Origin of the sequence: Bradyrhizobium sp. SUTN9-2 (genome assembly GCF_003122645.1) — a bacterium.
Lineage (GTDB): Bacteria > Pseudomonadota > Alphaproteobacteria > Rhizobiales > Xanthobacteraceae > Bradyrhizobium > Bradyrhizobium yuanmingense.
Genome location: NZ_LAXE01000001.1, coordinates 3,073,904 through 3,098,899, shown reverse-complemented (window position 1 = coordinate 3,098,899; position 24,996 = coordinate 3,073,904). Strand labels below are relative to the sequence as shown.

The 24,996-nt window shown below is 60.7% G+C and carries 22 protein-coding genes and 3 pseudogenes; 5 read left to right on the top strand and 20 right to left on the bottom strand.

From position 1 onward, the window contains the following. Positions 1–435 precede the first annotated feature (435 nt). Entirely contained in the window at positions 436–1,221 is a 786-nt protein-coding gene (locus tag XF30_RS14180) for an outer membrane protein (RefSeq protein ID WP_109143082.1), read from the bottom strand. Positions 1,222–1,308: 87 nt separating this feature from the next. Between XF30_RS14180 and XF30_RS14175 the strand changes: the two genes are divergently transcribed. Continuing rightward, complete coding sequence (locus XF30_RS14175) at positions 1,309–1,920, top strand: helix-turn-helix domain-containing transcriptional regulator (RefSeq protein WP_109143081.1); 612 nt, start codon at positions 1,309–1,311, stop codon at positions 1,918–1,920. Positions 1,921–2,645: 725 nt separating this feature from the next. Here XF30_RS14175 and XF30_RS14170 read toward each other — a convergent pair. From XF30_RS14170 to tnpA, 6 genes are all read right to left on the bottom strand, one after another. Next, positions 2,646–2,855 carry a hypothetical protein gene (locus XF30_RS14170; RefSeq protein WP_109143080.1) on the bottom strand — a complete coding sequence of 70 codons (210 nt, stop codon included), beginning with the start codon at positions 2,853–2,855 and terminating at the stop codon, positions 2,646–2,648. Between the two features lie 815 nt (positions 2,856–3,670). Continuing rightward, positions 3,671–4,225, bottom strand: coding sequence for a D-glycero-alpha-D-manno-heptose-1,7-bisphosphate 7-phosphatase (locus XF30_RS14160; RefSeq protein WP_109143078.1), 555 nt, complete (start codon positions 4,223–4,225; stop codon positions 3,671–3,673). 162 nt (positions 4,226–4,387) lie between these two features. Beyond that, positions 4,388–4,978, bottom strand: coding sequence for a YecA/YgfB family protein (locus XF30_RS14155; RefSeq protein ID WP_109143077.1), 591 nt, complete (start codon positions 4,976–4,978; stop codon positions 4,388–4,390). A 32-nt stretch (positions 4,979–5,010) separates the two neighbouring features. Next, positions 5,011–6,573 (bottom strand): IS66 family transposase, encoded by a 1,563-nt coding sequence (gene tnpC / locus XF30_RS14150; protein WP_109145706.1) that lies wholly within the window; start codon positions 6,571–6,573, stop codon positions 5,011–5,013. A gap of 50 nt (positions 6,574–6,623) precedes the next feature. Further along, entirely contained in the window at positions 6,624–6,977 is a 354-nt protein-coding gene (gene tnpB / locus XF30_RS14145) for an IS66 family insertion sequence element accessory protein TnpB (protein WP_109143076.1), read from the bottom strand. After that, a complete protein-coding gene (gene tnpA, locus XF30_RS14140; protein WP_109143075.1) occupies positions 6,974–7,435 on the bottom strand; it encodes an IS66-like element accessory protein TnpA in 462 nt (153 codons plus the stop codon). Before tnpA ends, tnpB begins: the two co-directional genes overlap by 4 nt. 459 nt (positions 7,436–7,894) lie before the next feature. Here tnpA and XF30_RS14135 point away from each other — a divergent pair. From XF30_RS14135 to XF30_RS14125, 3 genes and pseudogenes are all read left to right on the top strand, one after another. Then, positions 7,895–8,649, top strand: a pseudogene (locus tag XF30_RS14135) (YqaJ viral recombinase family protein). Beyond that, a pseudogene (locus XF30_RS14130) lies at positions 8,633–9,807 on the top strand (ERF family protein). Before XF30_RS14135 ends, XF30_RS14130 begins: the two co-directional pseudogenes overlap by 17 nt. Beyond that, positions 9,804–10,319 (top strand): hypothetical protein, encoded by a 516-nt coding sequence (locus XF30_RS14125; RefSeq protein WP_225129278.1) that lies wholly within the window; start codon positions 9,804–9,806, stop codon positions 10,317–10,319. The pseudogene XF30_RS14130 and the gene XF30_RS14125 overlap by 4 nt, the downstream one beginning before the upstream one ends. A 220-nt stretch (positions 10,320–10,539) precedes the next feature. Here the strand turns inward: XF30_RS14125 and XF30_RS14120 are convergent, their stop codons facing one another. From XF30_RS14120 to rfbG, 7 genes and pseudogenes are all read right to left on the bottom strand, one after another. Then, positions 10,540–11,673, bottom strand: coding sequence for an acyltransferase family protein (locus XF30_RS14120; RefSeq protein ID WP_109143074.1), 1,134 nt, complete (start codon positions 11,671–11,673; stop codon positions 10,540–10,542). A 208-nt stretch (positions 11,674–11,881) separates the two neighbouring features. Continuing rightward, positions 11,882–12,307: pseudogene (cpsB, locus tag XF30_RS14115) on the bottom strand (mannose-1-phosphate guanylyltransferase/mannose-6-phosphate isomerase); the annotation flags it as partial. Positions 12,308–12,603: 296 nt separating this feature from the next. Then, positions 12,604–13,488, bottom strand: coding sequence for a glycosyltransferase family 2 protein (locus tag XF30_RS14110; protein WP_158284379.1), 885 nt, complete (start codon positions 13,486–13,488; stop codon positions 12,604–12,606). Between the two features lie 64 nt (positions 13,489–13,552). Next, positions 13,553–14,344, bottom strand: coding sequence for a class I SAM-dependent methyltransferase (locus tag XF30_RS14105; protein WP_146207704.1), 792 nt, complete (start codon positions 14,342–14,344; stop codon positions 13,553–13,555). A 42-nt stretch (positions 14,345–14,386) separates the two neighbouring features. Continuing rightward, positions 14,387–15,364 (bottom strand): alpha-1,2-fucosyltransferase, encoded by a 978-nt coding sequence (locus XF30_RS14100; protein WP_109143071.1) that lies wholly within the window; start codon positions 15,362–15,364, stop codon positions 14,387–14,389. Next, positions 15,309–16,250 carry an NAD-dependent epimerase/dehydratase family protein gene (locus XF30_RS14095; RefSeq protein WP_109143070.1) on the bottom strand — a complete coding sequence of 314 codons (942 nt, stop codon included), beginning with the start codon at positions 16,248–16,250 and terminating at the stop codon, positions 15,309–15,311. The genes XF30_RS14100 and XF30_RS14095 overlap by 56 nt, the downstream gene beginning before the upstream one ends. Next, the gene (gene rfbG, locus XF30_RS14090; RefSeq protein ID WP_109143069.1) at positions 16,237–17,334 is read right to left on the bottom strand and encodes a CDP-glucose 4,6-dehydratase; all 1,098 of its coding nucleotides are present in this window, start codon (positions 17,332–17,334) and stop codon (positions 16,237–16,239) included. Before rfbG ends, XF30_RS14095 begins: the two co-directional genes overlap by 14 nt. Positions 17,335–17,469: 135 nt before the next feature. Between rfbG and XF30_RS14085 the strand changes: the two genes are divergently transcribed. After that, a complete protein-coding gene (locus tag XF30_RS14085; protein ID WP_244608949.1) occupies positions 17,470–18,723 on the top strand; it encodes a polysaccharide biosynthesis protein in 1,254 nt (417 codons plus the stop codon). Here the strand turns inward: XF30_RS14085 and XF30_RS14080 are convergent. The 6 genes from XF30_RS14080 to rfbF all read right to left on the bottom strand — a co-directional run bounded on the left by XF30_RS14080 (position 18,706) and on the right by rfbF (position 24,991). Further along, positions 18,706–19,584 (bottom strand): NAD-dependent epimerase/dehydratase family protein, encoded by an 879-nt coding sequence (locus XF30_RS14080; protein WP_109143068.1) that lies wholly within the window; start codon positions 19,582–19,584, stop codon positions 18,706–18,708. The genes XF30_RS14085 and XF30_RS14080 overlap by 18 nt on opposite strands. Further along, positions 19,581–20,282, bottom strand: coding sequence for a nucleotidyltransferase family protein (locus tag XF30_RS14075; RefSeq protein ID WP_109143067.1), 702 nt, complete (start codon positions 20,280–20,282; stop codon positions 19,581–19,583). The genes XF30_RS14080 and XF30_RS14075 overlap by 4 nt, the downstream gene beginning before the upstream one ends. Then, entirely contained in the window at positions 20,279–21,847 is a 1,569-nt protein-coding gene (locus tag XF30_RS14070) for a glycosyltransferase family 4 protein (protein ID WP_109143066.1), read from the bottom strand. The genes XF30_RS14075 and XF30_RS14070 overlap by 4 nt, the downstream gene beginning before the upstream one ends. A 102-nt stretch (positions 21,848–21,949) precedes the next feature. Then, positions 21,950–22,954: a glycosyltransferase family 2 protein gene (locus XF30_RS14065; protein ID WP_109143065.1), complete on the bottom strand. Its 1,005-nt coding sequence runs from the start codon at positions 22,952–22,954 to the stop codon at positions 21,950–21,952. Then, the gene (locus XF30_RS14060) at positions 22,947–24,212 is read right to left on the bottom strand and encodes a class I SAM-dependent methyltransferase (RefSeq protein WP_109143064.1); all 1,266 of its coding nucleotides are present in this window, start codon (positions 24,210–24,212) and stop codon (positions 22,947–22,949) included. The genes XF30_RS14065 and XF30_RS14060 overlap by 8 nt, the downstream gene beginning before the upstream one ends. Positions 24,213–24,217: 5 nt before the next feature. Next, positions 24,218–24,991 carry a glucose-1-phosphate cytidylyltransferase gene (gene rfbF, locus XF30_RS14055; RefSeq protein WP_109143063.1) on the bottom strand — a complete coding sequence of 258 codons (774 nt, stop codon included), beginning with the start codon at positions 24,989–24,991 and terminating at the stop codon, positions 24,218–24,220. Positions 24,992–24,996: the final 5 nt, after the last annotated feature.

The window sequence follows — 24,996 nt, the reverse complement described above, 5'->3', positions numbered from 1 at the left end:
CTAAAGGCTTCGATGCTCGCCTTACGAGCCGCGAATCGCTCGTTTTCTGTTGCACATGGACCAGGGATCGAGACCCGCGGCTCTGTAGACCCGAGCAACTAGAAGCCGGCATCGAGTCCCGGGCATGGTCGACAATAAAGCACATACGGGCGGCCGGCAGTGCAATGGACGCTCCTTGCGAGAACCGCAATCATTGCAGCGAATGCAGCCTGCGAAATCACGCCGACCACCCCGTCAGCGCGGGGTGTATCCACCGTTGAAGGCGGCACACGGCGTGAAAACCCTCAGCGCGGACACGACCTGCCCCCTTTAACGTGCATTTCCGTCACCGCTGTGCAGCGTAATTTTCCCGGAGGCCACCTCGAAGCAGGGGCGCCACCAAAAAAAAAAAGCCCCGGCGATGCCGGGGCTTTGACGCTTGATCGTGGGATCAGATCAGTACTTCGCGACGACCGGACCGGTCCAGTTGAATCGATAGACCAGCGAGGTGCTGATAGTCTGAACCCACGGCTTGAACGAAAGGTTAGTCGCCGCCGGCACGTTGCCGACGTCCGACAGCGCATCGATGCTCTTCCGATCATAGTAAGCGGCGCGATACTCCGTCTTCATGAACCAACCGGGCGACTGGATGCCGAAGATGTTCAAATTGTTCTCCACGCCACCACCTACGAACCAGCCATGCCGGTTGAACGAGTCGGTGTGGAAACCAGTCGGAAGGCCAGTGAAACTGCCGAGCAAGGTCGAGCCGGACCAATGCGATCCGCTGTAACCGCCATTGACGTAAGAGAGAACGTTCGGAGCAATCAAATAACCAACACGGACACCAGCGGCCCAAGCAGTTTCCATCTTGAGCTTGCCGGTCACGGCGTTGAAGGGATCCTGAACGTTGCCCCTCAAACTGCCGAACTGACCGTCGGCGAACACACCGGCGACCCAGGTGCCGCTGAACTGCCAGTCGTAACCGGCGCCGACCGTGCCAAACCAGCCGTCGCCGCCCTGATTTTGGTGCAGGCTAAGTGCTGCACCCGTTGCTGCAACTTGAGAATACGTATCGGCGTCCCAGATGCCGCCGCCGCCACCGCCGAAGACGTAGAAGCCGGTCCAGTTGGCGACGGGCGCCGGCATCGGAGCCTTCGCATAAGGACGGGCCGCGAGGTCAGCCGCTGAGGCCGAACCGGTCATCGCCGCAACGGCGGCCAGCGCGAGCAAAGTCTTCTTCATTTTCAGGTCCCCAAAGTGCAAGCGGTCAATGTCCGATTGAGGTAATCTAGACGCATTCGCCAGAATTGCTGTAGCTCGGCGGCCACAGTGACGGACAAAGGCCCGGTGATGCTGGAGGATGATAGCCCAGATTTAAACGTATTGCTCCGCGACAACCCAGCGGGAATATCCTCTTATCTAACTGAAAACTTTGGAGAAAACGACCCAGGACGAGCGCGGGCAGCTCTTTATGTGGTTTTTGTCGCCCAAAATGTGCAGATGCTGGCGCGGGACGCCGGACTAAGGCGGGATGCTCTTTACAAAACATTTGGGGGCCGAATCGACCCTCAATTGAGCCGGGTTCTCAAGCTCCTAGCGGCCATGAACGTGGTACCCAGAGTCGCACCCGCACCAGGCGGCTCCGAGGCGATTGCGGCGCGCTTGACAGAAGCTTTCGGTCGAGAGGACCCTGCCGAGGCCATCCTTGGATTGAGCGAAGTCGTCAAATCCCAAAACGTGAGCGCTTTGGCCCTTAAACTGGGGGTCATGCGGACGACAGTGTACAAAACTTTCGGAGGAACCGTCGATCCGCAACTGAAACGTGTCCTAAACCTGTTCGGAGCTTTGCAAGTCAGATTGGCAGTCGAACCTGCGACACCACCAAAGATCAGGCCGAATCGCCCAAAGCGAGGTCGCCCACCAAAAGTGCAAGCGCCGTGAATCGATGAGTAACGAGAGAGAAGCTCATTAAACTTGGTTTAAACTTGGTTTGACCTGCACGGGAGGGCTGCTCGACTCAGTTAGGAACGACGGCTTCCGCTGCGGAATTGGTGACGCGCTGTGTTTTCGCAGAGCCCTGATCCGTGCTGGCCAGACGACATGGGAATTGAGATGATCCAAGCCGGGCTGGCTAATCAGATCGGGGATCGCCAAGTGCTGACCCTGCAGCAATGTCTCAAACTAGTGCTCCTCGCAACCCTTTAGCTTACGGACGACGGCGCAGCTATCAACGACCGTTGCGTCGTTCCGGGTCGGTTCAGACTCGCGGACATTAACTACCCATCAACACCCGTTATGCGGCAGGGCGGGGCAAGTAGATAGAGCCTGTGCCAGCGTCAGTTGCGTTCGAGCTTCTTGATTACGTACAAGCAGTATTACATCCAGCGGTTTGAGCACGGCCACAACCTCTGTGTTGCCCGCATCACACGTGCGGATGGTTAAAACATCCGAACCATCATGCCAGCCTCTGAGCATCCCTACCTCGATACTAAGCCCGCCGCTTTCGCCTAGGAAGCCGAGGAGCTTGCCAAGGAACACATCGACTTTGGCGGTATGGTCTAGGCGGCTCTTCTAGGGGTCGCCTCCCCCGTTGCCCACGAGATCGAGGGCCCTTATCGTTTCCCGACGGGCAATAGCCTTTTTTTGGGAAGCTATAACCTGGCTGCTCACAGCAGCATTCGCTTCCCAAGCCAAGCCAGCGCCGTCGAGCAAGCGGCCGAAAGCAATGCAGTCCAAAACCAGGAACGCCCACGGGCGGCGCTGATTGAGCGCAGGTACAGGAACGCTCCGAGAACCATTCCGTAATTCTTTCGGAATTCTCCGTTAAGCTTGGCTACTTCCGGCAGATCGGACAAAGACTTGCATTCGTTGGCCATTGGCTGGGCTCCATTTGCGCTGGACCAGCACCCTATGAACCACTGTTTTGCCCGACGACGCAAGTTCCATTTCTGTTTTTCGGTACGCTTAGCGAGACGGCCATTGGGGTCTTTTTCAGCCCTTCGCCGATCCGTACGCAACTAGCTCACTCGACAGCTCGGACTTGAATCGATCCAGCGAGGACCTTATCGACCGGCCGGGATCGACCGCCCGATGGCGAGGGCCCAATGGTAGTTTATGCCGCCTCCATGACGTCGAAATAAATCCAGCAGCGATGCACCGTCGATGGGGGCGATGTTCGCCGACGTACTACCTGCCCGTCGAGCCTCGCTTCTATGGACCTAGCCAGCTTGAGGTCCTCATCCGTTGCTCCACTTCATTCGTTTGAGCCCTCGCCGCTGCCGCGACAGGGCGGCCTTCTCGTAACGCTCCAAGCTCGACAGAAGTCTCATCTGCTTTGGTTCAGCGCTCTCTATAACGGCTAAGATCAGACCTAACCGAAGCATTCGCAGCCGCTCCTGTCGATTCCTGGCCTGAGCCAAATCTTGAAGTGCGAGCTCCATACCGGCGCCCTTGAACTCCTCCGCAAGAAGTGCATCGAACCCGGCGAAACTAGAACCTTCGGAATCGTCCCAACGAGAAAGACCATGCCGATAGGCGTTGCGGCTCGATATTGCCTTCCCACAACTTGTTTGCGGGCCGGTACTCTTCGTCGCGTTTGCGCGATTGGCTTCGATTTGTCTCCTTGTCGCCACCTTCCCTCCTTGATTTCGAGAATTAGCGATCGACCGATCTCGATCGCTAATCGACGGCGCTAATCCTCCGTTCCCGGGACGCCACGATGTTGATGAGGAAGATCGCGGGACCAAGCCGTCAACAGCGGCGCGATAAAGGTATGGAGGTTAGGCCCATCAAACAGATAGGCCGCGATGCCAGCCGCCCCCGCTGCGGCGAGGTCGCTCTGCTTGTCCCCGACCATGAAGCTTGCATCGAGATCCACTGGGTACCGTTCAAGCAGGGCTCTAATCATCCCCGGTTGCGGCTTGCGACAGTTGCAGAGGACACGGTATCTCTCAATCAGTCCATCGGGGTGATGTGGGCAGAACTCGAACGCATCGATATGCGCACCAACAACAGCAAGCTCACGCGACATCCATTCGTGCAGGTTGCGAACATGCCGCTCCTCGTAAAGGCCTCTCGCAACTCCTGATTGGTTCGTTACGACAAAGGCAAAGTACCCTGCCTCATTGACTGCTTTCACGGCTTGTTGGGCTCCTTCGACCCACCGGATCTTATCCGGATCAAACGCATAGCCGTCGTCCTCGTTGAGGACGCCATCACGATCAAAGAAAACTGCTGGACGTTTCAAAGCTCATTCACCCACGTCTGGAGCAATACTGCCGATCTTCCGACAATCACTGCTCCATTTCAACAAGTCCCGGGCGGACAAGACGCTCCTCTGCGCCCCGCGCCTTGCATTCAGCTGTTCGCTGTTGAAGGTAACCGGTATGAGCTCCCACGTCTGCGGTGATCAGCGAGCGCGGGCGTAGCGGATCGGCATCCAGTATTGCCGCAAGGCCTCGACCGCCGCCGGAATATCGGCGTGGGCGTTACGCAGAAAGTTCTTGGTCTCGCGGCCGCTTCGTGGTGGTCCCAGCAGCGGACGGCCCTGATCGTCGCGACAATGCAACAGGATAGGCAGAATTAGGCCGTGATTGATGCCTCTGGCGTCCAGCAACGGGGCCCACGCCGATAGTTTGAGCCGCATCGCGGCATAGAAGCCTTGGCACCAGGGTCGCGGATCGACGTCTCCACTGGGTTTGCGGCGGTGCATCGGCGCGAACCGGTCGGGTGCGGTCGAGAGGGTGTTGCTGATGTCGTTGTGGCGCAGCGCGACGGCCGATATGGCTGCGAACTCCGGGGTGCCGCCGTGGTTGAAGGCATCGGCATCGATGGCGAGCAGCGGGCAGATCCAGTCGAGTGGACTCATCGACACCGGTCCGGCCACGATTGCGGCGACGTAGCCGTCGAGCATGGGGAGACTGGTGGCGGCAGGATGCTGATCGACGCGAGCCTGCAGCCATCGCTCGAGCTCCGCAAGTGACATCGCGGCGGCGGTCATCGATGACGATGCTTCTTTATGGCGACGTCCCCTCACGCGGCGGCCTGTGCGGTGCGCTGGCGCGCAGCCTTCCAGTTCCAGGCGAGCAGCTCGTGCAGTTGATGGCTTCTGGTTCGCCCGGAGACGATACGCTCCAGCACGTCGGTCAGATAGGCTTGCGGATCGAGTTCATGGAGCTTTGCCGTGTTCACGATCGACGCCAGGATCGCCCAGCTCTCGGCGCCGCCTTCGCTGCCGCTGAACAACGAGTTGCGTCTTCCCATGGCAATCGGGCGCATGGAACGCTCGACTGTGTTGGAATCGACCTCGATGCGGCCGTCGCGGAGAAACAGCGTCAGCCCGTCCCAGTGATTGAGCGCATAGTTGATCGCCTCTGTCAGCTTCGACTGGGAGAACAACTGGCCGACTATCTCGGTCAGTCGCGCCTTAAGCGCTGCCATCAACGGTGCGCTCCTGATGCGACGGGCGGCCAGCCGCTGCTCCGCACTGCTGCCACGGATCTCCACTTCGATGGCATAGACCGCCTGCAGCCGCTCGATCACCTCGCGAGCGAACGGCGACTCGGTCGTTTTGAACACCTCGACGAATTTGCGGCGGGCATGGGCGAGACAAAAGGCGAGCTGGATCGCGCCGCCATGACCGCGGGCCAGCGCCTTGTAGGCGGCATACCCATCCACCTGCAGAATGCCGGAAAAGCCGGTCAATTGTCCGGCGATCGCCTCGGTGCCACGGCTGTCGGCGAACACGTAGGCTACCGCCGGCGGCGAGGGCCCACCCCAGGGACGGTCATCCATGGCATGCGCCCAGAACTGGCAGATGCGGGGGCGATGTCGTCCGGGGTCGAGCACCGGCATCGGCGTCTCGTCGCAGAACACGCGCGGCGCGGCCTGAATCATCCGCAACTGCAGCTCATAAAGGCTCTTGAGCCACCAGGCGGCACGCTTGACCCAGCCAGCGAGTGTTGCGCGGTCAAGATGGATGCCCTGGCCGGCCAGGATCTGCACCTGCCGGTACAACGGCAAATACCAGGCGAACTTCGAGACCACCACGTGGGTCACGAGGGCCGTCGACGCCATGCCGCCCTCAATCAGGCGCGGCAACACCTTCGCCTGGACCACGCCATCGGTGCAGCTGCGGCAGCCGTATTTGGGACGGACCGTCCGCAGCACCCGCAGGATCGCCGGGATCACGTCCAGCACCTCGCTGACGTCCTCGCCGATCTTGTGAAGCTGGCCCTGGCAGCATGGGCACGCGGTTGCGGCCGGCTCCAGCACCTGCTCACAGCGCGGCAGGTGTTTTGGCAGCGCCCCGATGTTGCGGCGCGCCTTCTTGCGCGGCAGCTTGCCAAGCGGCTTCGCCGCAGGCGCGTCGTCGTTGGCAACTGCAGGCGGCGTGACGCCGGCCTCAAGATCGTCCAGTTCAAGCGCAAGCTGCTCGGCCATGAGCGCGGCAAGCCGCTCCGAGCGCTTCCCGAAGATCATCTCCTTGAGCGTTTGCATCGCCACACGCAGCTTCTCGTTCTCGGCGTCAAGCGCGAGCACCATCTCGGTCAGAGCGGCTGGATCAGTCGGGAGAACGTCGGGGCGAATCGCCATGAACGGACCATACATCCGCGCGCCGCAGGCTCCAGCGAAATCCTCGCCTCTCAGCCGACAACGGACGGCTGCTTCACAGGCTTGGGTGACACACGTGTCCACTCAAGTCCGTCGAGCAGCATCGCGAGCTGCGTCGCACTGAGATGCACCACGCCATCGCGGATCGGCGGCCAGGTGAAATGCCCCTGGTGCAACCACTTCGTCACCAGGACCATGCCGCTGCCATCCCACGCCAGAAGCTTCACTCTGTCCATGCGTTTGCTGCGGAACACGAAGACGTCGCCACAATACGGGTTCGCACGCTGCGCTTCGCTCACCAGCGCCGACAGCGTGTGCACCGACTTGCGGAAATCGACCGGCTGTGTCGCCAGCACCACCTTGAGGTCAGATCGTAGCGCAATCACCGGATGCCCCGAAGCGCCGCCAGCACGGTCGACAGCGTCGCCAGCTCCACGCCCGGTTCGACCCGGATGCGTGCCCCGTTCACCTCGATCTCAACCACCCCGCAAACCTTGGCCGGCGGCGCGGCGATCTCCAAAGGCTTCGTCTGTAGCTGCGAAATGCGCGCGGGCTCGCCAGCTGTCCCGCTACCGCTCTCGGCACCAATTTGGATCGGCACGAAGTTCGGCGCCTTGCCCACCACCGCCGCCGCAACTTGGCGTCGCCACACCGTAAGCAGTCCGCGCGAAACGCCATTGCGCCGCGCCACCTCGGAGATGTTCGCACCCTCCTCAAAGCTCGCCGCCACGATCCTGGCCTTCTCCTCACCCGTCCACCGACGCCGTCGGCGCTCCCCCGTGATCACCTCGACGCGACGATAGGAGTCACCTTCCTGCCTGGCATCAAGCATGGCATCTGCCATCGTTCCACCTCCACCGATCAGCTCATGCCAGGCTGTATCGCGCGCACGCCGAGGAGTGGCTAGGTGTGGGCCTCATGCCGGTTACTGTTGAAGCGTAGATTGGCTTCGTTTTGTCGCTTTGATGCTGCTCCGCCTCCCGTCACCCGCCCCAAACGCGTGAGAACGAGAGCCATTCTTGCCCCTAAAGGAAGCAACAATGTTGCTGCTGAAAGGACTGGCATTCTCGTGCAATTGGAGCGTTACTGAGTCGGCCGGGCGGCAACGCCGATTATAGCGCCGGTATCTCGCCTCGCGGACGCGGGGCTTCAGGCAGTGCGGCAGGTACAGCCGCTTGTTCTTGCGTAGGAGATACTGGTGACAACGGTTCAAACGAATGGTGCAGATGCGCCAAATCATATCATTAGGTTCAACCCGAACGACCGACGCCAATTCATCGGCGGTTCAGACGCCCGCATCATCATGGGGGATGACCAAGAGAGCCTCATCCGCCTTTGGCGCGAAAAGCGCGGCGAAGCAGAGCCTGAGGACCTCTCAGACAACTTGATCGTTCAGCTCGGCACCGTGACAGAGGTCCTGAACCGCGCCTGGTATCAGCGCGCAAGCGGTCACACCGTCAAAGACATCCAAAAGCGCGTCCGTCACCCCGTGCACAAATGGATGGCGGCAACGCTGGACGGGACCGTCGAGCAGACCGGCGCGGTCTTCGAAGCCAAGTTCATGCTGCCCTGGGCCTTTACCGAGGAAGCTGCAGCCGAGAAGCACATGGCCCAGCTGCAGCACAACATGTGGGTCACAGCCAGCCGCAACGCAGTCCTCTCGATCATCACCGGCGGCGGCAAGTGGGTGGAGATCAAAGTCCACGCCGATCCGCTGTATCAACATCTTCTGCTGACCGCCGAGAAGAAGTTCTGGCGCTGCGTCCAGAGCGGGGAGCCGCCCGCTCTGTTCAACATCGAGACGCCCGCCCGCGGCTGGAGGCTGTCAGAGTGGTCGACATGTCCACCTCCAACCAATGGGCAGAGCTGGCGGCCACTTACTTAAGAACCCGAGACGCGCACGGACAACATGAGTCAGCCAAGGCCGAGTTGAAGATCCTCATGCCGGAGGACGCCAAGGAAGCGACCCGTCACGGCATCAAGGCCAAGCGCTTTAAGTCCGGCGCGGTCAGCTTCGAAGCCCAGCCGGCGGAGGGACCCCATGCATCGGTCCAGTGAGCGCATTGGGACTATCGCCGCCGCCCTGGCGCGGGCCCAGGCCGAGCTGACGAACCCCGAGAAGACCCTGACCGCCGTGATCCGGTCGCCCTTCCCGCGTAAGGATGATCGAAGCTTCCGGTATGCTTCCCTGGCCTCCGGCCTGGATACGTCCGCAAGACGTTAAGTCAGCAGGAAATCGCGACCATGCAGACCACCCGGATCGAGCAGATCACCGGTCAGATCCATCTCACCACCCTGCTCGCCCACGCCTCCGGAGAATGGATCTCCTCAGACCTTCCGGTCTGCGCCTCAAAGGATGTTGAAGCACCGCACCGGATGGGCGCAGCACTGACATATGCCCGCCGGTATGCCCTGTTCGCCTTGGTCGGGATCGCCGGGGAGGACGATTTGGATGCGCCTGATGTCATGACGGGGTCTCCGGCGGCGCGCGACCCTGAGACCCTGCCAGGACCGAAAGGAAAGCCACCTGGACGCGTCCTGAACCGGCCGCCGATGTTGGCTCCCGAACGCTCCGCGGAACTTCTCGATCGGCTCTTGGGCGAGCTTGCTCTTCAGGAGGGCGGCGAGGAGCTGCTTGCCTGGGCCAAGATCAGCCTCCCGCTCAAGAACACCCTCCTGGAGGCAGACGGTCGCTTGCTTGAGGCCGCCTACCAGAAGAGGTTCGAGCGAGCCGCCCTTCCCAATATCAATTTGGCAAATCAGCATCCTATGTCAGAGGCTGGACGACTTCCACTTGAGGAACATCCTTCGCAGATCTCCGGCGACGCTGACGCACCTGCCTGTCCCGGAGAGCAGACCGGTCTTGCCTTCCCGAAGGAGCCGCCTCGGCGACGGAGCAAGGATCACCTCGCTTTTATTCGCAGCCAGGGCTGTCTGGTCTGTCAGAAGACACCTGCTGATGCTCATCACCTGAAGTTCGCTCAGCCGCGCACCTTGGGTCGCAAAGTCAGCGACGAGTTCACGGTGCCACTTTGCCGATGGCATCATCAGTCCCTACACCGACACGGAGACGAAAGAGCCTGGTGGACCAACCTGCAAATTTCGCCGTTGCCGATCGAAAAGCAGCTTTGGGATGGCAGTCCCGTCCATCTGGCGAACGGAGCACCAGTTGCTGCGCCGCCTCCGCGCCCGCTTTCAGAGGCGCTAGGTCAATGAATGGTCCTGTCAACCTTCCTCAACCACAGTCGGCCAGCCTCTTGCCCCCTCAGTTCGCGGCGCTGTGTCCTACGCCGCAACTTCTGCCTGGAGAGAACATCGACCACTACCTGGCTCTTCAAGCCGTCATCTTCCGCGACCTCGATCCTCGATCTGCCATCGAGTGGCTGCTCGCGATCGACATCGCAGAACTCTCCTGGGAGATGCAACGCTACCGGATTCTGCGGCATAGGCTCCTGAGCACCTATCGCCAAAAGGCAATCGAGATGACCCTTCGCCGCATTGATGTGGCAGGCATTGCCCCGGATTTCCAGGATGTAGCCGAAATCTACACCATCGGTAATGCCCTGGACTGGCAACTGGATGCTTCCGCGGCGCTCGATATCGAGGCGCGTCTCCGATCGTACGGCTTCGATCAACACGCTATCAGCATGGAGGTCTACGTTCAGGCGCGAGAGGTCCTCGCCCTGTTTGAATCGCTCCTGAACGGAGCACAGCTTCGTCTCGACTGATGTTGCTGAGGGAGATGAACAACATACGGCGTTCGCAAACACCAGACATTGCCAATGCTGCTCGGCCCAATGGTCCGCGACGCGGATTGACCTCCGCGAACAGCTCGTGGTAAGTGGACTTGCATGGACTCGCGCGGGAGCAGACAAGCAGGTATTCATCACGGACATGAGAGGTCGCGGCTCTTGGCGATGGAGCATGCTGACCGCCGGTCGGCTTTCTTCACGGCGCAGCACGCCCAATCGGCCTCGCATCAACCGCGACGGGAGCATGATCGGCAAGACGCGAACCTTGCGACAATAGGCTTTGCCGCTGGCCAAAGAAGATCCAGGCGGTCCATGAATTCAGTCTCAGCACCGTCGAGACCGCCAGGCTGTACAATGTCGGAGCGATGATCGGAGGCCACGTTCCGAGAAAATGAAAATGGATGGCATAGATATCCAGGGATCGCTGGCCAAGAAACACCAGCGAGCGCTCCAGGAAGGCTGGCAAGCGGTGATAGATAATTCCTGCAAGATCGACGAATGCCAGAGTACCGGCCATGGCGACGATCATGAGGTAGATGCTATTGATCGACCGCGGATGCCCCCAGGAAGGCGGGAAATAAGCGACGAGCGATGACACGTCGGTGCGGTGCCAGAAGGGAACAAGCGCCAGGAAAATCACGTAGGGAAGCGGACGAAGAACAGCCCGCAAACCGCGCGAAAGCCCGATCTGGTAAACGAGGCCGGCGGCAACGTAGGGAAAGTGCAGCCGCGCAAGATAAAGACCAAGCCCGCTGGGAAGACAACGGCTGGCGTAGTTCACAAGGACAGTTGCAACGATGAAGGCAAGAGCCTGGGTCCTATGGTCGTCCCAGGAGATGGACCAGTTTTCCGGACACAAGCGACGGAACGCAACCACGAGCAGGCCTGCCGCCGTCAAGCCAATGCTGCATTGGAAAAGAGCCGGCAGAAACCACAGCCCATTGTCCGGATATTGGATGACCTTGACCATGTAGGAGACAAAGTCACCCGAAGGATTCAGCGCGTAGCTGACAACAGCCCAGGTGAAGAACGGAATGAGAAGACGCTGCGCCTTCTTCCAGAGGTCAAGGCCAAAGACGGAAACATCGATTTGCGCGGTGCCGTGCCGTTCGAGGACTTGCCGCTTGAAGAAAAACGCTGCCGTCATGCCCGACGCGAACATGAACATGGGCATGTGGAATGCGTAGATGAATTTGAACGGCCAGTAGTCGTCAAAATCCGGCGTCGCGCCTTGGAACGTATGACCGGCCACTACGGTGAGGATCGCAAAACCCTTCAGGCAGTCGAGAAATCCATCGCGAACCGCGGGTTGCGGCAATCTATCGGACATGCAGCCTCTTTGGAAACCAAGCGCAGCATAACAGCAACATTCGGAAAAGTATGCTGCGGGTTTCCAAAAGGAGCAAGCCGGACAAAAGACCCAAAGCGCGATGGAGGTTCAAAACACTTTCTTCGCCTCCTTGATTCGATTTCGTCGGCTTTGGGCCAGCGAACGGTATTCCAAGATAACGACCCGCGAATCCCACTTCCCGAGCGGCGTAGTCGTCCTCGATGCGGATGCTGTCGTCCTCGCCGAGATAGCTGCCGGTCTGGACCTCGATCAGTTCCAGCATGATCTTGCAAGGAACGATGCGCGGCGCCCATCGGGGTATAGATCGATTCGTTCTCGTGCACGGTTTTGCTCGTTGACGGTGACACGCGCAGCGCCCACACCACGATCCAGTGCCCGGAGCGATGATAGTGCTTCTGCAGCGACAGCCGCTGGCCCGGCTCGACGATGATGCGCTTGACCTGATGGCGTGCTCGTTGTCGACCGACTGGTAGCTGCTTCAGGGCCGGTGCACCTTGAGATGATCGACGGTGACGCGCGGCGCCACGCTCTTGAGTTTTGCCACAAGCCGCTTCAGGCCGTTGGCGTCCCTCTGCCGCGAAACCAGCGCGGCGTCCGGGGTCGCCACTCGAACATGGCGTTCAAATCGGGCCTGTTGGCAGCATCGATCGGATTCGGGACCGTGATGATGAAAAAGTCGGCAAGCGGGAGCTTGGCGTTGTCGCTAGTCAAACCAACGTCGCGCGTAAGGTCGGAAGCCTCGACTTAACGGTCCGGTGCTGCCTCGCCTGAAGTTCCCGGACCCTTGCGGCATCGATTCGAACCCGATCACCGCGGCTGGTCTGGACTTCAGCGCAGAGAAAGCGTCAGGCCATATCGAGGTAGCTCACGCCGTAGAGGACTGATCGCGCGCCGACGTAGGTCGACCCGCTATGCCGCGCATGGACCGGGATTTCCGGCGAGGTTCGTGGGCACCAGGAGCACCTGTCGCAGCTCACGCCACTGAGGCGCAATCGCCGGCGAAATCGGCCTCAACCGACGAAGTTGCATGGATCGGTTCAGGCCGGTGCTTACGGTCGCAATATCGACCGCCGCCTTAACGATGTGGTTTGTCATTCCTGCGAGCACCGGCAGGACTTCGCGGGTCGCAAGCCCATGGCGCCAGAGCGATCCCATTAAGGTCAGACGGCCGGTAATCAGTTTGCTCAGCATGAGATGATCCTGGCGATAGGCGAGCAGCACGGCATCGACGGCGCCTAGCCTGGAGTGTCGGAAGCTGCGTAGCAGGAGATCCTGGTCTTCCGCATAGCCAATGCTGGAATCGTATGGGTTGTCTCTGAACCAGGTCGCGCGCCCGCACCAGGTAGGGTGCGGAAACGGAAAGCCGGCAAACGGCCGCGCCACGATGTCCTGATGAACACGACCGACCGGCAACTCGCCGACGAGCTCACCCGCGCTGGTGAAGACCACGGCGCCGCAGCTGATAAGATCGAGCCTGGGATCCTCGCGCAACCTCGCAGCCTGCCGGGACAGACGATCCGGGAAGCAGATATCGTCAGCGTCCATCCGCGCAATGAACTCGCCGCGGCTGAGTGTGACCGCCTGATTCAGTCGGACCGCAAGGCACGACCTGCTCGCCTCACGGACCAACCGAATGCGCGGATCGTTGAAGCCGGCGACGATGGCGCCGCTCTGATCGGAGGAACCGTTGTCGATCACGATCAGCTCGAAATCCGCAAGCGTCTGCTGTAGCACCGAGCGCACGGCCGCCCCCACGGTCGCGGCGCTGTTGCACATCGACATGATGACGGACACGAGAGGCGGCCGATCCAGGCTGCTCATATTTAGGCAGGCGATCGCAGCAGTTTTTGCGCTGGCATCACATCGTGGCCAACAGCGTCATGCCCGGCAGCCCGAGGCCTGATTTGATGACGCGGAAGCGCGAGGGGAATCTTTCCATGATCTCCTCGACGGCGCGTGCTGGCCCGATATTGTAGTTCGATTCGGCGGATTGAAAGAATGTGTCATGCGCCAGCGCGCTCGCATCAGGTACGGCCGAAAATATCTCGTTGAGCTCGTCACGAACGGATTCATAGGCGTGATCGCCGTCGACGAAGAACAGGGGTCGCCGCGGCCGGCCGAGCCTCTCCCACTGATCGAGCGCCACCTTTACGCCGTTGCCGCGATGCAGATGAACCTTGTCGATGCCTCGGACCAGGCGGCCGTGTTCCTGACCGGGATGCTCGACATGCGCGACATCAGGCGGCAGATCGATGGAATGAATTTCATAGCCCAGCTCGAAAGCCTGATCGCATTCATAGAAGATCCGGGCGGAGACCCCGATGTGTGTTCCCCAGTCGAACACCACCGACGGTTTGAGGCGGCATGCCGCGGCCGTCATGAGCAGCAATTCATTTAGAGGGTACGGGTGCGTGCCAACCACTGGTACGATCTTCTCCAAAAGAAAGCTCGAGAGCGTCCAGAGATCGACCTCGAATTCGGACGCCGTGGAATTGCGGACCGGATCGGGCCAGGAGGGCGCGATTTCAGTTGTTGCAGTCCGACCCGGAACAGAAGCCCGCAACGCGGGCTCCAGCTCCGCTGTTGCATTGGCCGCTTTCTTGTCTTTCCGACCCAGGCTGCGGATGATCGAGCGAGCTGTCAGTTGCACGATAATCTCCTTGTAGAGTTTGCTGGCTTCCCTCGCAAATGATCAGACCAATATCCAGCCGACCGGGTAAAGATCAGCCGTATTGACTTTCCTCAATTCATTTGGCGCGAACCACGCCCGCGGCGCAATGACGACCTTGTCCTGCGCGTCGTTGAGCCAGGCGCCCCACCAACTGAAGGAGCTGTTTGCTATGATATGATGCCGGCAACGTGCCATCAGCGCCATGTCTTCCCAGGGCCGCTCCGGATCGCCGCGGACGTGAACGACGCGCGATTTCGGTACGAAATTCAGGATCTGTTCCGCCGCGACAGGATCATCGGAGAATACGAAAAGCTCCGTCCCCCCGCCGATCTCTCCTTCGAGGCGGCCGAGCGCCTCGCTGTAGTAGGGCTCCCCCAGAATGCCGTGGAATTCGGCCGTACCAGGATTGAGATAATCGCCGCGCCGGACATGCACCGATATCGGCAGCCGGCTGGCTTCGATGCGCGAAAGCACGTCGGCGGCTGCGCCGCCGAACGGCTCGCGGGGAGAATACCAGCCACGCAAGCTCTTCGTGATCGAGCCAAAATAGCGCTCGCTCTGGAAATAGCCGAACAGCGAGGTCTGCGGCCCGAGCGCCTCGAACGCAGAGTCGTAGTGGAAATGCGGCTCGCGATATTCATGCGGCAACGGCGCAAGCTTCGGCAGGCCGGCCCGCCCGAGCAGCCGATCGATCCGCCCCTTCCATTTGACGCGCGTAAAATTTTTATCGGGCTGCGGCATAATTTCGGCTTGCGCCGACGAGGCGACAGCCTCCGGCACAAGCAGGCGGTCCAGCAGAAACGAGCGGAGCGCATAATTGCGGAATCCGCTAAGGTCGAGGGCAAGAGGGACGCCATGACGCTCCGCAAGCGCCTTGCCGGCCGCATATTGGAACATCTGGTTACCCAGCCCGCCGATGAGAGATACACTAATCACTTGGCACCTATTCCGCTGACTGGGCGCGGCAAAGCACGGCGACCGCAGCACGTACGCCTTCATCAAGCCCGACCGAAGGCTGCCAGCCGAGTTCCGAACGAAGCAAATCTGGCGAGCCGACGAGCCAAGGCTCGTCGTCCCTACGCATGTTGATTGCACCGAAACCAAGCAGGGACGCATCCGCGCCCATCGCCGCCGCGACGCGCTCGGCGAAATCTCGCACCGAATGGGCGCGACCGGTAGAAACGTTCCAGGTCGCGATGCCACCTTTGTCGCGACAATGCGAATCGGCCCGAAGCATGGCCTCGATAACGTCGTCAATGTACACGAAGTCGAGGATCTGCGTGCCGGCCGATATGGCAACCCGCTCGCGTTTCGTCAGGCCGCTAACGAGCGCCGGCAGAAGCCTATGAGGTGCTTCACCCGCACCATAGACCTTGAAGAGACGTAACAGCCGGAAATCGGTGCCGTTGCTTTTGGCGATCGCGCTTGCCATGAGTCCGCCGGCCGCCTTCGATGAACCATAGAGCTTGCCCTGCTCTAGGGGCGAATCTTCCGTAAGCGGTTCCTGGGTCGATGGACTTCGATACTCCGAAAAGGTGCCCGCCATGATCATCCGCGCACGCCATTCCGTACAAAGCCGTACTAGGGTCGCCGGTAGCTCCACATTGATACGAATCATCTCATCGATGTCGCGGTGGTTCGGTCGGACACCATAAGCCGCAAGATGGAAGACCGTGTCGAAGGGCGCATGAAGCAGCCGCCGCAAGCCCCTCTCGGTGAAATCGTCGCAGGCAATGACGCTGATCCGGTCGTCCCATTCCGGCGGCAGCGCGCTCGATGATCTCGCCAAAACCGTGACGCGCCTGCCTTCCGACAGCAGGCGAGCGACGAGATGAGCCCCAATAAAGCCCGAGGCGCCAGTGACGAGGACGTTAAGGGTCGGCATGATTCCTCAAGGCGTTACGATAGTGTTCGATTTGCCGATCGGTGATTTGCGCAGCGTCTGCTGGATTGGCTGTAAAATCGCGATACCAGCCAGCGGTGAGTTCGATCGTATCCTTAAAGGATAAAGGGGGCGCCCAACCCAGCAGGCTTCGAGCCTTGGTGCTGTCGAGATGGAGGAAGCGTGTTTCGGGGAAACTGCCGGGCGCGTAGGCAATTTCCGGCGCTGTCCAGCTAGCACTGAGCTGTTCGACCAAATCCCGAACTGTCCGGGCGGCCTCATCGCTCGGACCGAAGTTCCAGTTGTCCGCGGCCAAGCGGTCGCCGCCCAACAGCCGAGCCGCGAGCACCAGATAGCCATGGACCAGCGCCATCACATGCTGCCACGGACGCACCGCCTCCGGGTTGCGCAGCGAGATCGGCTGGCGCTTCGTCACGGCGCGAACGAAGTCCGGAACGATCCGGTTGGCCGACCAATCGCCGCCGCCGATGATATTGCCGCCGCGGGCGTTAGCGATGAGCACGCCATTGCCGCGCTCGGCCAGCGTCGCGCGGTAGGAGGCTGCAACCAGCTCGGCGCAGGCCTTGGAGGCGCTGTAGGGATCCTTGCCGCCGAGCGGATCCTGCTCGCGATAGCCCCACACCCAGTCCTGGTCGCGATAGACCTTGTCGGTGGTGATGCAAACGACGCACTTGACGTCCGGCGTGAGTCGCGCCGCCTCTAGCACATGCGCGGTGCCGAGCGCGTTGGTGGCGAAAGCCTCGATCGGGTCCGCAAAGGATTTCGAGACCAGCGGCTGCGCCGCGAGGTGAATGACGACCTGCGGCCGATGCCGTGCAATCGCGTCGCGCACCGTGGCGAAATCGCGGATATCGCCGATGGTCGAAGAGATCCCGTCTGCGATGTTTGCCGCCACGAACAGGCTGGGCTCGGTCGCAGGTTCAAGCGCAAGCCCCGCGACATCGCAGCCGATGCGCTTCAGCCAGCTGACGAGCCAGCCGCCGGTGAAGCCGCTGTGTCCGGTCACGAATACACGCGCTCCCCGCAATACGAGCTCGAAGTCAAGCAGAGGGGATTCAGGGCTCATGGCACTCATTTACGACCTTGCAGAATGGACACCGATCACCTTAAAGAGAGCACGGGATGACGAAAAAGTTGCGAATGGGAGATTGCCCGAGCCGGGATTCCGACCTGCCCCCCTTTAGCAAGAATGGGATATGCTATGAAAGCCTTCTCAGGCAACGGTTTGATGGACATGGGATCCCTGTTCTTTGATCCCGCTCTGAGCCGTCTGACGACAGGTCGGACGACCTCGCTTTTTGCCGAGGACGTCAAAGCGCGCGATGCCCAGCTGAGGGCGGCGATCGCCGACCGACGCATCCTGGTCACCGGCGGCGCCGGAAGCATCGGCAGTGCCACGCTCGAGCTGCTGTTCCCTTACGGCCCTGCCGCCGTTCATGTCATCGACCTTGCCGAAAACGGCCTTGTCGAACTGGTCCGCGACTTCCGCTCGCGCCCGCAGTCGCTGGTCAGCGGCGAATTCCGCCTGCTGCCGATCGACTATGGCAGCGCCGCGACCGAGCGGCTGCTGCAGTCGGAGCCGGCTTACGATCTCGTTCTGCACTTTGCCGCCCACAAGCATGTTCGCTCCGAGAAGGACGTTCCATCCGTCATTCAGATGCTCGATACAAACGTGATCAAGATGCATCGTTTCACCAAATGGCTGCAGAAGTACGGCCACGGAAAGCGCTATTTTGCGGTGTCCACCGACAAGGCAGCAAATCCGACAAGCCTGATGGGCGCCAGCAAGCGTCTCATGGAGCACGTGCTGTTTTCGATCGGCGCCAATGGCTCCTCGGTCACCTCGACGCGGTTTGCCAATGTCGCCTTTTCCAACGGCAGCCTGCTGCAGGGCTTTCTCTACCGACTGGCTCGCCGCCAACCGTTGGCCGTGCCTCGCGAGGTACGCCGTTACTTTGTCAGCCCTAGGGAAGCGGCAGAGATTTGTCTGTTGACCGCCGGCGCCGCCGAAGCTGGACACATCACCTTTCCCCGCCTCGATCCGAACGAGCATTTGCGGCCGCTGGTCGACATCGCCGTGTCCTTACTCCAGGAACTCGGTTTGCAGCCTGCGTTCTACGAGCACGAAGCGGAAGCATGCGCTGCAACGGAGGCCGAGCTGAAACGCGGCTCCTATCCCGTTCTGCTGACGCCGCTCGATACCAGCGGTGAGAAGTCGTATGAAGAATTCGTGGCGGTCGACGAGACGCCGGCACCGACCAAATTCGCGGCGCTGAGCGCGTTGCGATATGTGCCCGCCCCGGTTCCCCTTGAGCCGGCCCTAGCGTTTCTCGACGAGATCGCAGCGGACGCCAGCATGAAGTTGGAGAAATCGGAGATCGCGCGCCACGTCGCGTCGGTCGTACCCGGCTTCAAACACATCGAAACCGGTCGCAGCCTAGACGACCGCACCTGAACCGCCACGAGCTTTCGCGTGAGTAACCACGTCACGGAGCCCGTCCCGGAGCGTGATCGACGGCGACCAACCGGCTGCATCCCGAATCGCGGTGATATCGGCGATCACGTCCGGTATGTCGTTGACACGCCGGTTGCCGCGACTGACGAAGGGCTTGCTGACATTGGCGGCGCTGCGCACCATCTCCGCCACTTCCGCAACCGAATAGGATTCCCCCGAGCCGATATTGAAGGTGCCCCCGAGTTTGGGGCTCCTGCGTAGGCTTTCGATCGCGCCGATGACGTCGTCGAGATGAACATAGTCTCGCCTCGGCGTATCGTCCTCCACCACGATGGCGGCGACGTCCGGATCGATCGCCTGCTCCACAATGTGCGGAATGAGAAAACTCGCCGATTGTCCCGGGCCGTAAATATTGAAAGGACGCACGATCATCACGGGCATCTGCAGGCATTCGAAAAAGAAACGGCAGGCTTCTTCGGCAGCGCACTTCGATAATGCATATGGATTGTTCGGCTTCAACGGCGCGGTTTCCGATATCGGCAGGCTTTCCGGAATGCCGTAGCAATAGCCGCTCACATGGATCAGCTTGGCCTGAGTTCGACGGCAATATTCCAGAACGTTGACCGTCCCGAGCGCGTTGACACGGTAAAAATCCGCCGGCTCGCTCCATGACGCCGGCACATAGGTTCGGCCCGCGAGGTGAATGACCCAATCAACCGAGACGTCGGGAAAAGATCCGGCCGCCACATCAAGGATCTCGCGTCCCGGTGCCAATACGTCGACGCCCGCGTCTTTCAGGAACCGAACGAGGCTGCGGCCGACGAAGCCGCTGCCGCCCGTCACCAGCACACGGTCGGTCATAGGAAGCGCTTCCGGTCCTTTTCGAACTCGATGGTGGCGCGTTCGTAGTCGTCCGGTCGGCCGATATCGAGCCAGTAGCCGTCATGTCTTTTGACATTGACGGGCTCGCCGGTCACGATGAGTTTGAGCATCAGTTGATCGAACCCGAAGGGGCCGGTCGGCGGGATATGATCAAGCACGCGCCGGTTGACGCCATAGATGCCCATGCTGACGAGTTGGGGCAGCTTCGGTTTCTCCCTGAATTCCACCAGGCGTTCACCCTCGACGCCAAGAACGCCATAGTCCAGGACCTGGTCTCGACGGGAGGCGCCGATGGTGAAGATCGCGCCGGATGCGACGTGATCTGCAAGAAATGTCGACAGGTTCAGATCGCTCAACACGTCGGCGTTGATGACTAGAAAATTGTCCGGAAGATCACTGATCAGTCGGAGCGGCGCGATCGTACCCAAAGGCTCATTTTCCAGCGAATAGCGAAGCTTCAGCCCCCATCGCTCGCCGGTTCCGAAATAGGCCTTGATCAGATCGCCCATGTGATTGATTGCAAGCGTCGCGCCATCGTAGCCGGCATTCGCCAGTTTGCGAATCACGATCTCCACGATCGGCGTGTCCACCAGCGGGACCAGCGGCTTCGGAAGCGTCAGGGTATACGGCCGGAGGCGGGTGCCCCGACCGCCGGCCAGGATAACTGCGTGTTTCATGCTACGCTCGAGATTGGCTGCCCCGGCGGATCCAGCGATGGCTGATCCGGGGACTGCAGGTCAGTGATACGGACATCGGGCGGCTTGCCCGAAAGAATGTCCTCATAGTACCCGGCAACGACCTGCCAGGTGAAGTGCTTGCGCCACCGCTCCCGTCCCGTCGTCCCCAAGCGGGCAAGCACGTCCGGTTTGCGCATGCAATCTGCCATCGCCTTGGCGAGGTTTCGCGGATCGACGCGCGTATAACCGAGAGTATCCTTGGTGGCTTCACAAAGTAACCCGCTCCCAGTCCAGCGTACGATCTCGTCGGCATTGCCGACTGGAACCGTCAGGAATGGCGTTCCGGCCGCGGCCGCTTCGTACAGCACCAGCGGTGAATATTCGATTCGCGAAGCGAACACGAAGAGATCGGCAGCCATGTAGGCCTGAATCAACTCCAAGCGCGTCAGATCGGTCAGGATCGCACGCTTGAGCGGCTGCGCGGAGGCCCTCTTGGCGATGCTCTCGATGCTCGCGAGGGGCGCAGGTGGCGGCGGCGCGCCCATGGCGGCTGTGTGCGTGCCGTCAGGTTGCATTTTGGGCTGCATATCGGAACAAGGGGCCACGCCGACGGGCGCGCGCCTGCCAAGCTTGCGCAGAACAAGTCGCTTGATGCCAGGCCATCCTTCGACCTGCGCGATATGACTGACGCGCCGGACGGCAGCATCGACAAAGCGGGCGACATAACCCAGCCGCGAGTTGACCAGACGGATGACGATAGCGTGGCGCAATCTTTCCAGCGCCCGCCGGACTAGCCGTTGCAACCCGGACCAGCCTTCGCGCCTGATCACGGCGACCGCACGCGCAGCAAGGGTCATGGCAAAGCGAACGGCGGCCTTCACGTGCCGAAGATATCCGGACTCAATGGCGGGCCATCCCGCGATCGACAGCAAAACCGCCGATCGTCCGCCTGTATCCAGGTGCAGGAACGCCTCGACGACGTCGCGATGGCCCTTGGCCTCGATCGGATTGCCGACGGTCAGGAAGAGGAACGCATCTTCCGGTATCGCCATCCGCTGCCGAAACTCGGGATCTGCTTCCCGCTCGAAATCGGCCTCGCTGATACCGTTGGGCAGCACCGTGAAATTGGTCAGGCCGATCCTTCGGACGAAATCGATGTCGCGATATCTTTCGGCGTTGAAGACGAGATGATCGAACTTCCTGAGGATGTCCGGAAGCGCTCTGAAATAGTCCGCGAAATCGGGCTCGTAAAGACCCGAAAAGCCGCAAGGAATGAACACCTTGCGCGCCTTAATGTCGTCCAACACGGGCCACAGCGCATCAAAGCTCCATTGCTGCGCGGCCATGATCAGGATCGCGTCCATGGGGAACGTCCTGACGAACTCGCGATACGCCTCGATCTCGCCGCTTAGGCCATAGACGGACTTTCCGCCGGCGACGAACGCGCGAATCCTGACGCCGTTGACGACCTTCGATCGCCTGTCCGGATGCATACTTGTGGCCACCGTGACGTCATGGCCCCGTGCGGCCATGCGTTCGGCGATCTGCCGCATGACCTCCTGCACGCCGCCTCGGTGTGGCGGATAGGATTCACAGCAAAGCAGGAGGCGCAATCAATGTTCCTTCATTATGCGCAACGACGATTTGTCGCTCGAACGCAAGCAACCTCAAATCGAAAGGCCAAACCGACGCAACGCCGTTCTCACGCTGCGCGCGACGGTCTGCGCACCCTTGAGCCTATAGCGACGAATGGCGAAGTGATGTCGCAGGTTCCGGCACCAGAACGCGACGGGATCGCTATTCGGATCAAAGCTGCGATCGCCGAAGATTGATTTTCCAGCCATGACAATTGCAGCACACATGGCTTCGATATCGGCGTCTCGTGACATCTTGTCTGGCTGGCCATGAGCCAGACACGCAATGTCGCGATGAACGGGCTGAGGCTCCGGCACGCCGGTCGACGCAGCCGCAAGGTTTTCAGCCGATATCAGGATCAACTTCTCCATGAAAGGGTTGACGCCGTCGCGCGACATGCTGGTCGGCACCTCGCGATAGATCGTCAAGCGCTCCGGAAGGTTAGCGACACGAAACTGTCGGGCGATGCGGGACCAGAGCTCGTAATCCTCGGGCGGCTGGCGCGAGCGGTCGGTGGTGTAGGCGCCAACCTGGTCGAGCGCCGTCTTGCGCATCATAACCGAGGAATGGACGAAGTAATTGTTGAACAGCAGCGCAAAGCGCAGGTCCCCGTCTTCGGTGGGGTGGTCGTGAAACCGGCCGGTCGGATTGTTGCCGACCCAGACCTCGGCCCTGGTTCCGACCAGCGCGTGATCGGGATTGGCATCGAGGAACGCCACCTGCTGCGCAATGCGGGTCGGCAGCGCCCAGTCATCGTGATCCTGCCGCGCGATGTAGCGTCCCCGTGCGAGCGAAATGCCGCGATTGAGAGCCGCAGCGAGGCCCTGGTCCTCCTGATGATACACGCGAACCCTGGGATCAGCGATCTGGTCGAGGAACTCGCGCGTGCCGTCGGTCGAGCCGTTGTTGATCGCGATCAGTTCGAAATCGGTAAACGACTGCGTGAGGATCGTTTCAAGCGCCTTGGGCAAATCAACGCCGCCGTTCCGCACCGACAGCACGACGCTGACGGTGGGGGCGCGATCCTGTTCAGTCATTGTCTGAATTCCCACGGCTGTCCAGAATGACGGGCTCAGGCACCGGAATGATGAACTGGCCTGTCCAATCGGGAATCTGGCTGATCTGCTGCACGATCTCCTGCCGCAAGTTCCAGGGCAAGATGAGAACATAGTCGGGTCGCCTGCGCGCGATCTCATCCGGGGCGAGGACTGGAATCCTGGTGCCCGGCAGCAGCAAGCCCTGCTTGTGCACGTTGCGATCCGCCGTGAACGAGATGAAGTCGCGGCCGATTCCGCAGTAATTGAGCAGCGTATTGCCTTTTGCAGGCGCGCCGTAGGCGGCGACCGATTTCCCGGCCTCTATGAGCTCGATCAGAAGGCGCAGCAGCGATCGTTTCAATTGCCGGACCCGATGCCCGAAAGTCTCGTAGGTCGCGAGCCGGTCCAGGCCGGCTTGGGCCTCCTCGCGCCTGAGCTGCTTGACGCTATCAAGAACGTCGGTGCGGTCGTCATGCGCAACATGGAGTCGGAGCGAGCCGCCATGAGTCGAAAGGCGTTCGACATCGATCACCCGCAAACCGTGGCGAGCGAACAGCGGCTCCAGGGCCAGCAACGACAAATAGGAATAATGCTCGTGATAGATGGTATCGAATTCGACATTGCGGATCATTTCCAAAACATGCGGAAATTCGAAGGTCGCAACGCCCCGCTCGCCGAGCAGTATCTTGAAGCCGGCAACGAAATCGTTGATGTCGGGCACATGCGCGAGCACATTGTTGGCAATGATCAGATTGGCAGTGCCGCCCTGCTCGCGCAGCCGCGTTGCCGCCTTTGACCCGAAGAAGGCGACCTCGGTCGGTACACGCCGCAGCTCCCAGGCTGCCTTGGCGCAGTTGGCCGCCGGGTCGACCCCGAGGCAGGGGATGCCGCGCTGAACGAAATATTGCAGCAAATAGCCGTCGTTGCTGCCGACCTCCACGACCCGCGAGCGGGCACCGAGACCAAGCCGCGCCGCGGCCTTTTCCGCAAACATCCTCGCATGGGCGAGCCAGCTATCCGAGAAGGACGAGAAATAGACGTAGTCCGCATGGAAGTGCGTCTCCGGCGTCTCGAAATCCTCCAGCTGCACCAGCCAGCAATGGTCGCAGACAAAGCTCTTGAGCGGATAGAACCGCTCGCTGAGCGAGGCATGTTCGGCACGGACAAACGCATTCGAAATCGGCGTCATGCCGAGATCGACCAGCACGGCCGTGAGCGGCGCGCCGCAGGACCGGCACATCGGAGAGCCAATGGCCATCGCGCCTAGCCCCAATGCCGCCAGGGTGCGCGACCGGACTGCCAGAGTTCCTCGAGCATCATCTTGTCGCGCAGCGTGTCCATCGGCTGCCAGAAACCGTAGTGCCGATAGGCGGCGAGTTGCGCATCGCGGGCGAGCGCCTCCAGCGGCGTCGATTCCCAGGAGGTCTTGTCACCGTCGATCCGGTCGATCACCGCCGGGTTGAGCACGAAAAAGCCTCCGTTGATATAGGCGTTGTCGCCGGGCGGCTTCTCGACGAAGGATTTTACCGACGTGTCATCGATTTCCAGCGCGCCATACCGGCCCGGCGGTCGCACCGCCGTCACGGTTGCCTGTTTGCCGTGGCTGCGGTGAAACTTGATGCTGGCGGCAATATCGATATCGGACAGGCCATCGCCGTAAGTGAAGCAGAACGGCTCCTGCGGATCGAGATAATTGCGCACCCGCTTGAGCCGGCCGCCCGTCAGCGTGGTCTCGCCCGTATCCACCAGGGTGATCCGCCAAGGCTCGACGCTGCTCTGATGGTAGGTGACACTGTTCTTCTTGGCATCGATGGTGACATCGGAATGATGCAGCACGAAATTCATGAAGTATTCCTTGATCATGTACCCCTTATAGCCGAGGCAGATCACAAAATCCGTGATCCCATGATACGCATAGAGCTTCATGATGTGCCAGAGGATCGGACGGCCGCCGATTTCGATCATGGGCTTCGGCCGCACCAATGATTCCTCGGATATGCGCGTACCCATGCCGCCTGCGAGTATGACTGCTTTCATTTCAT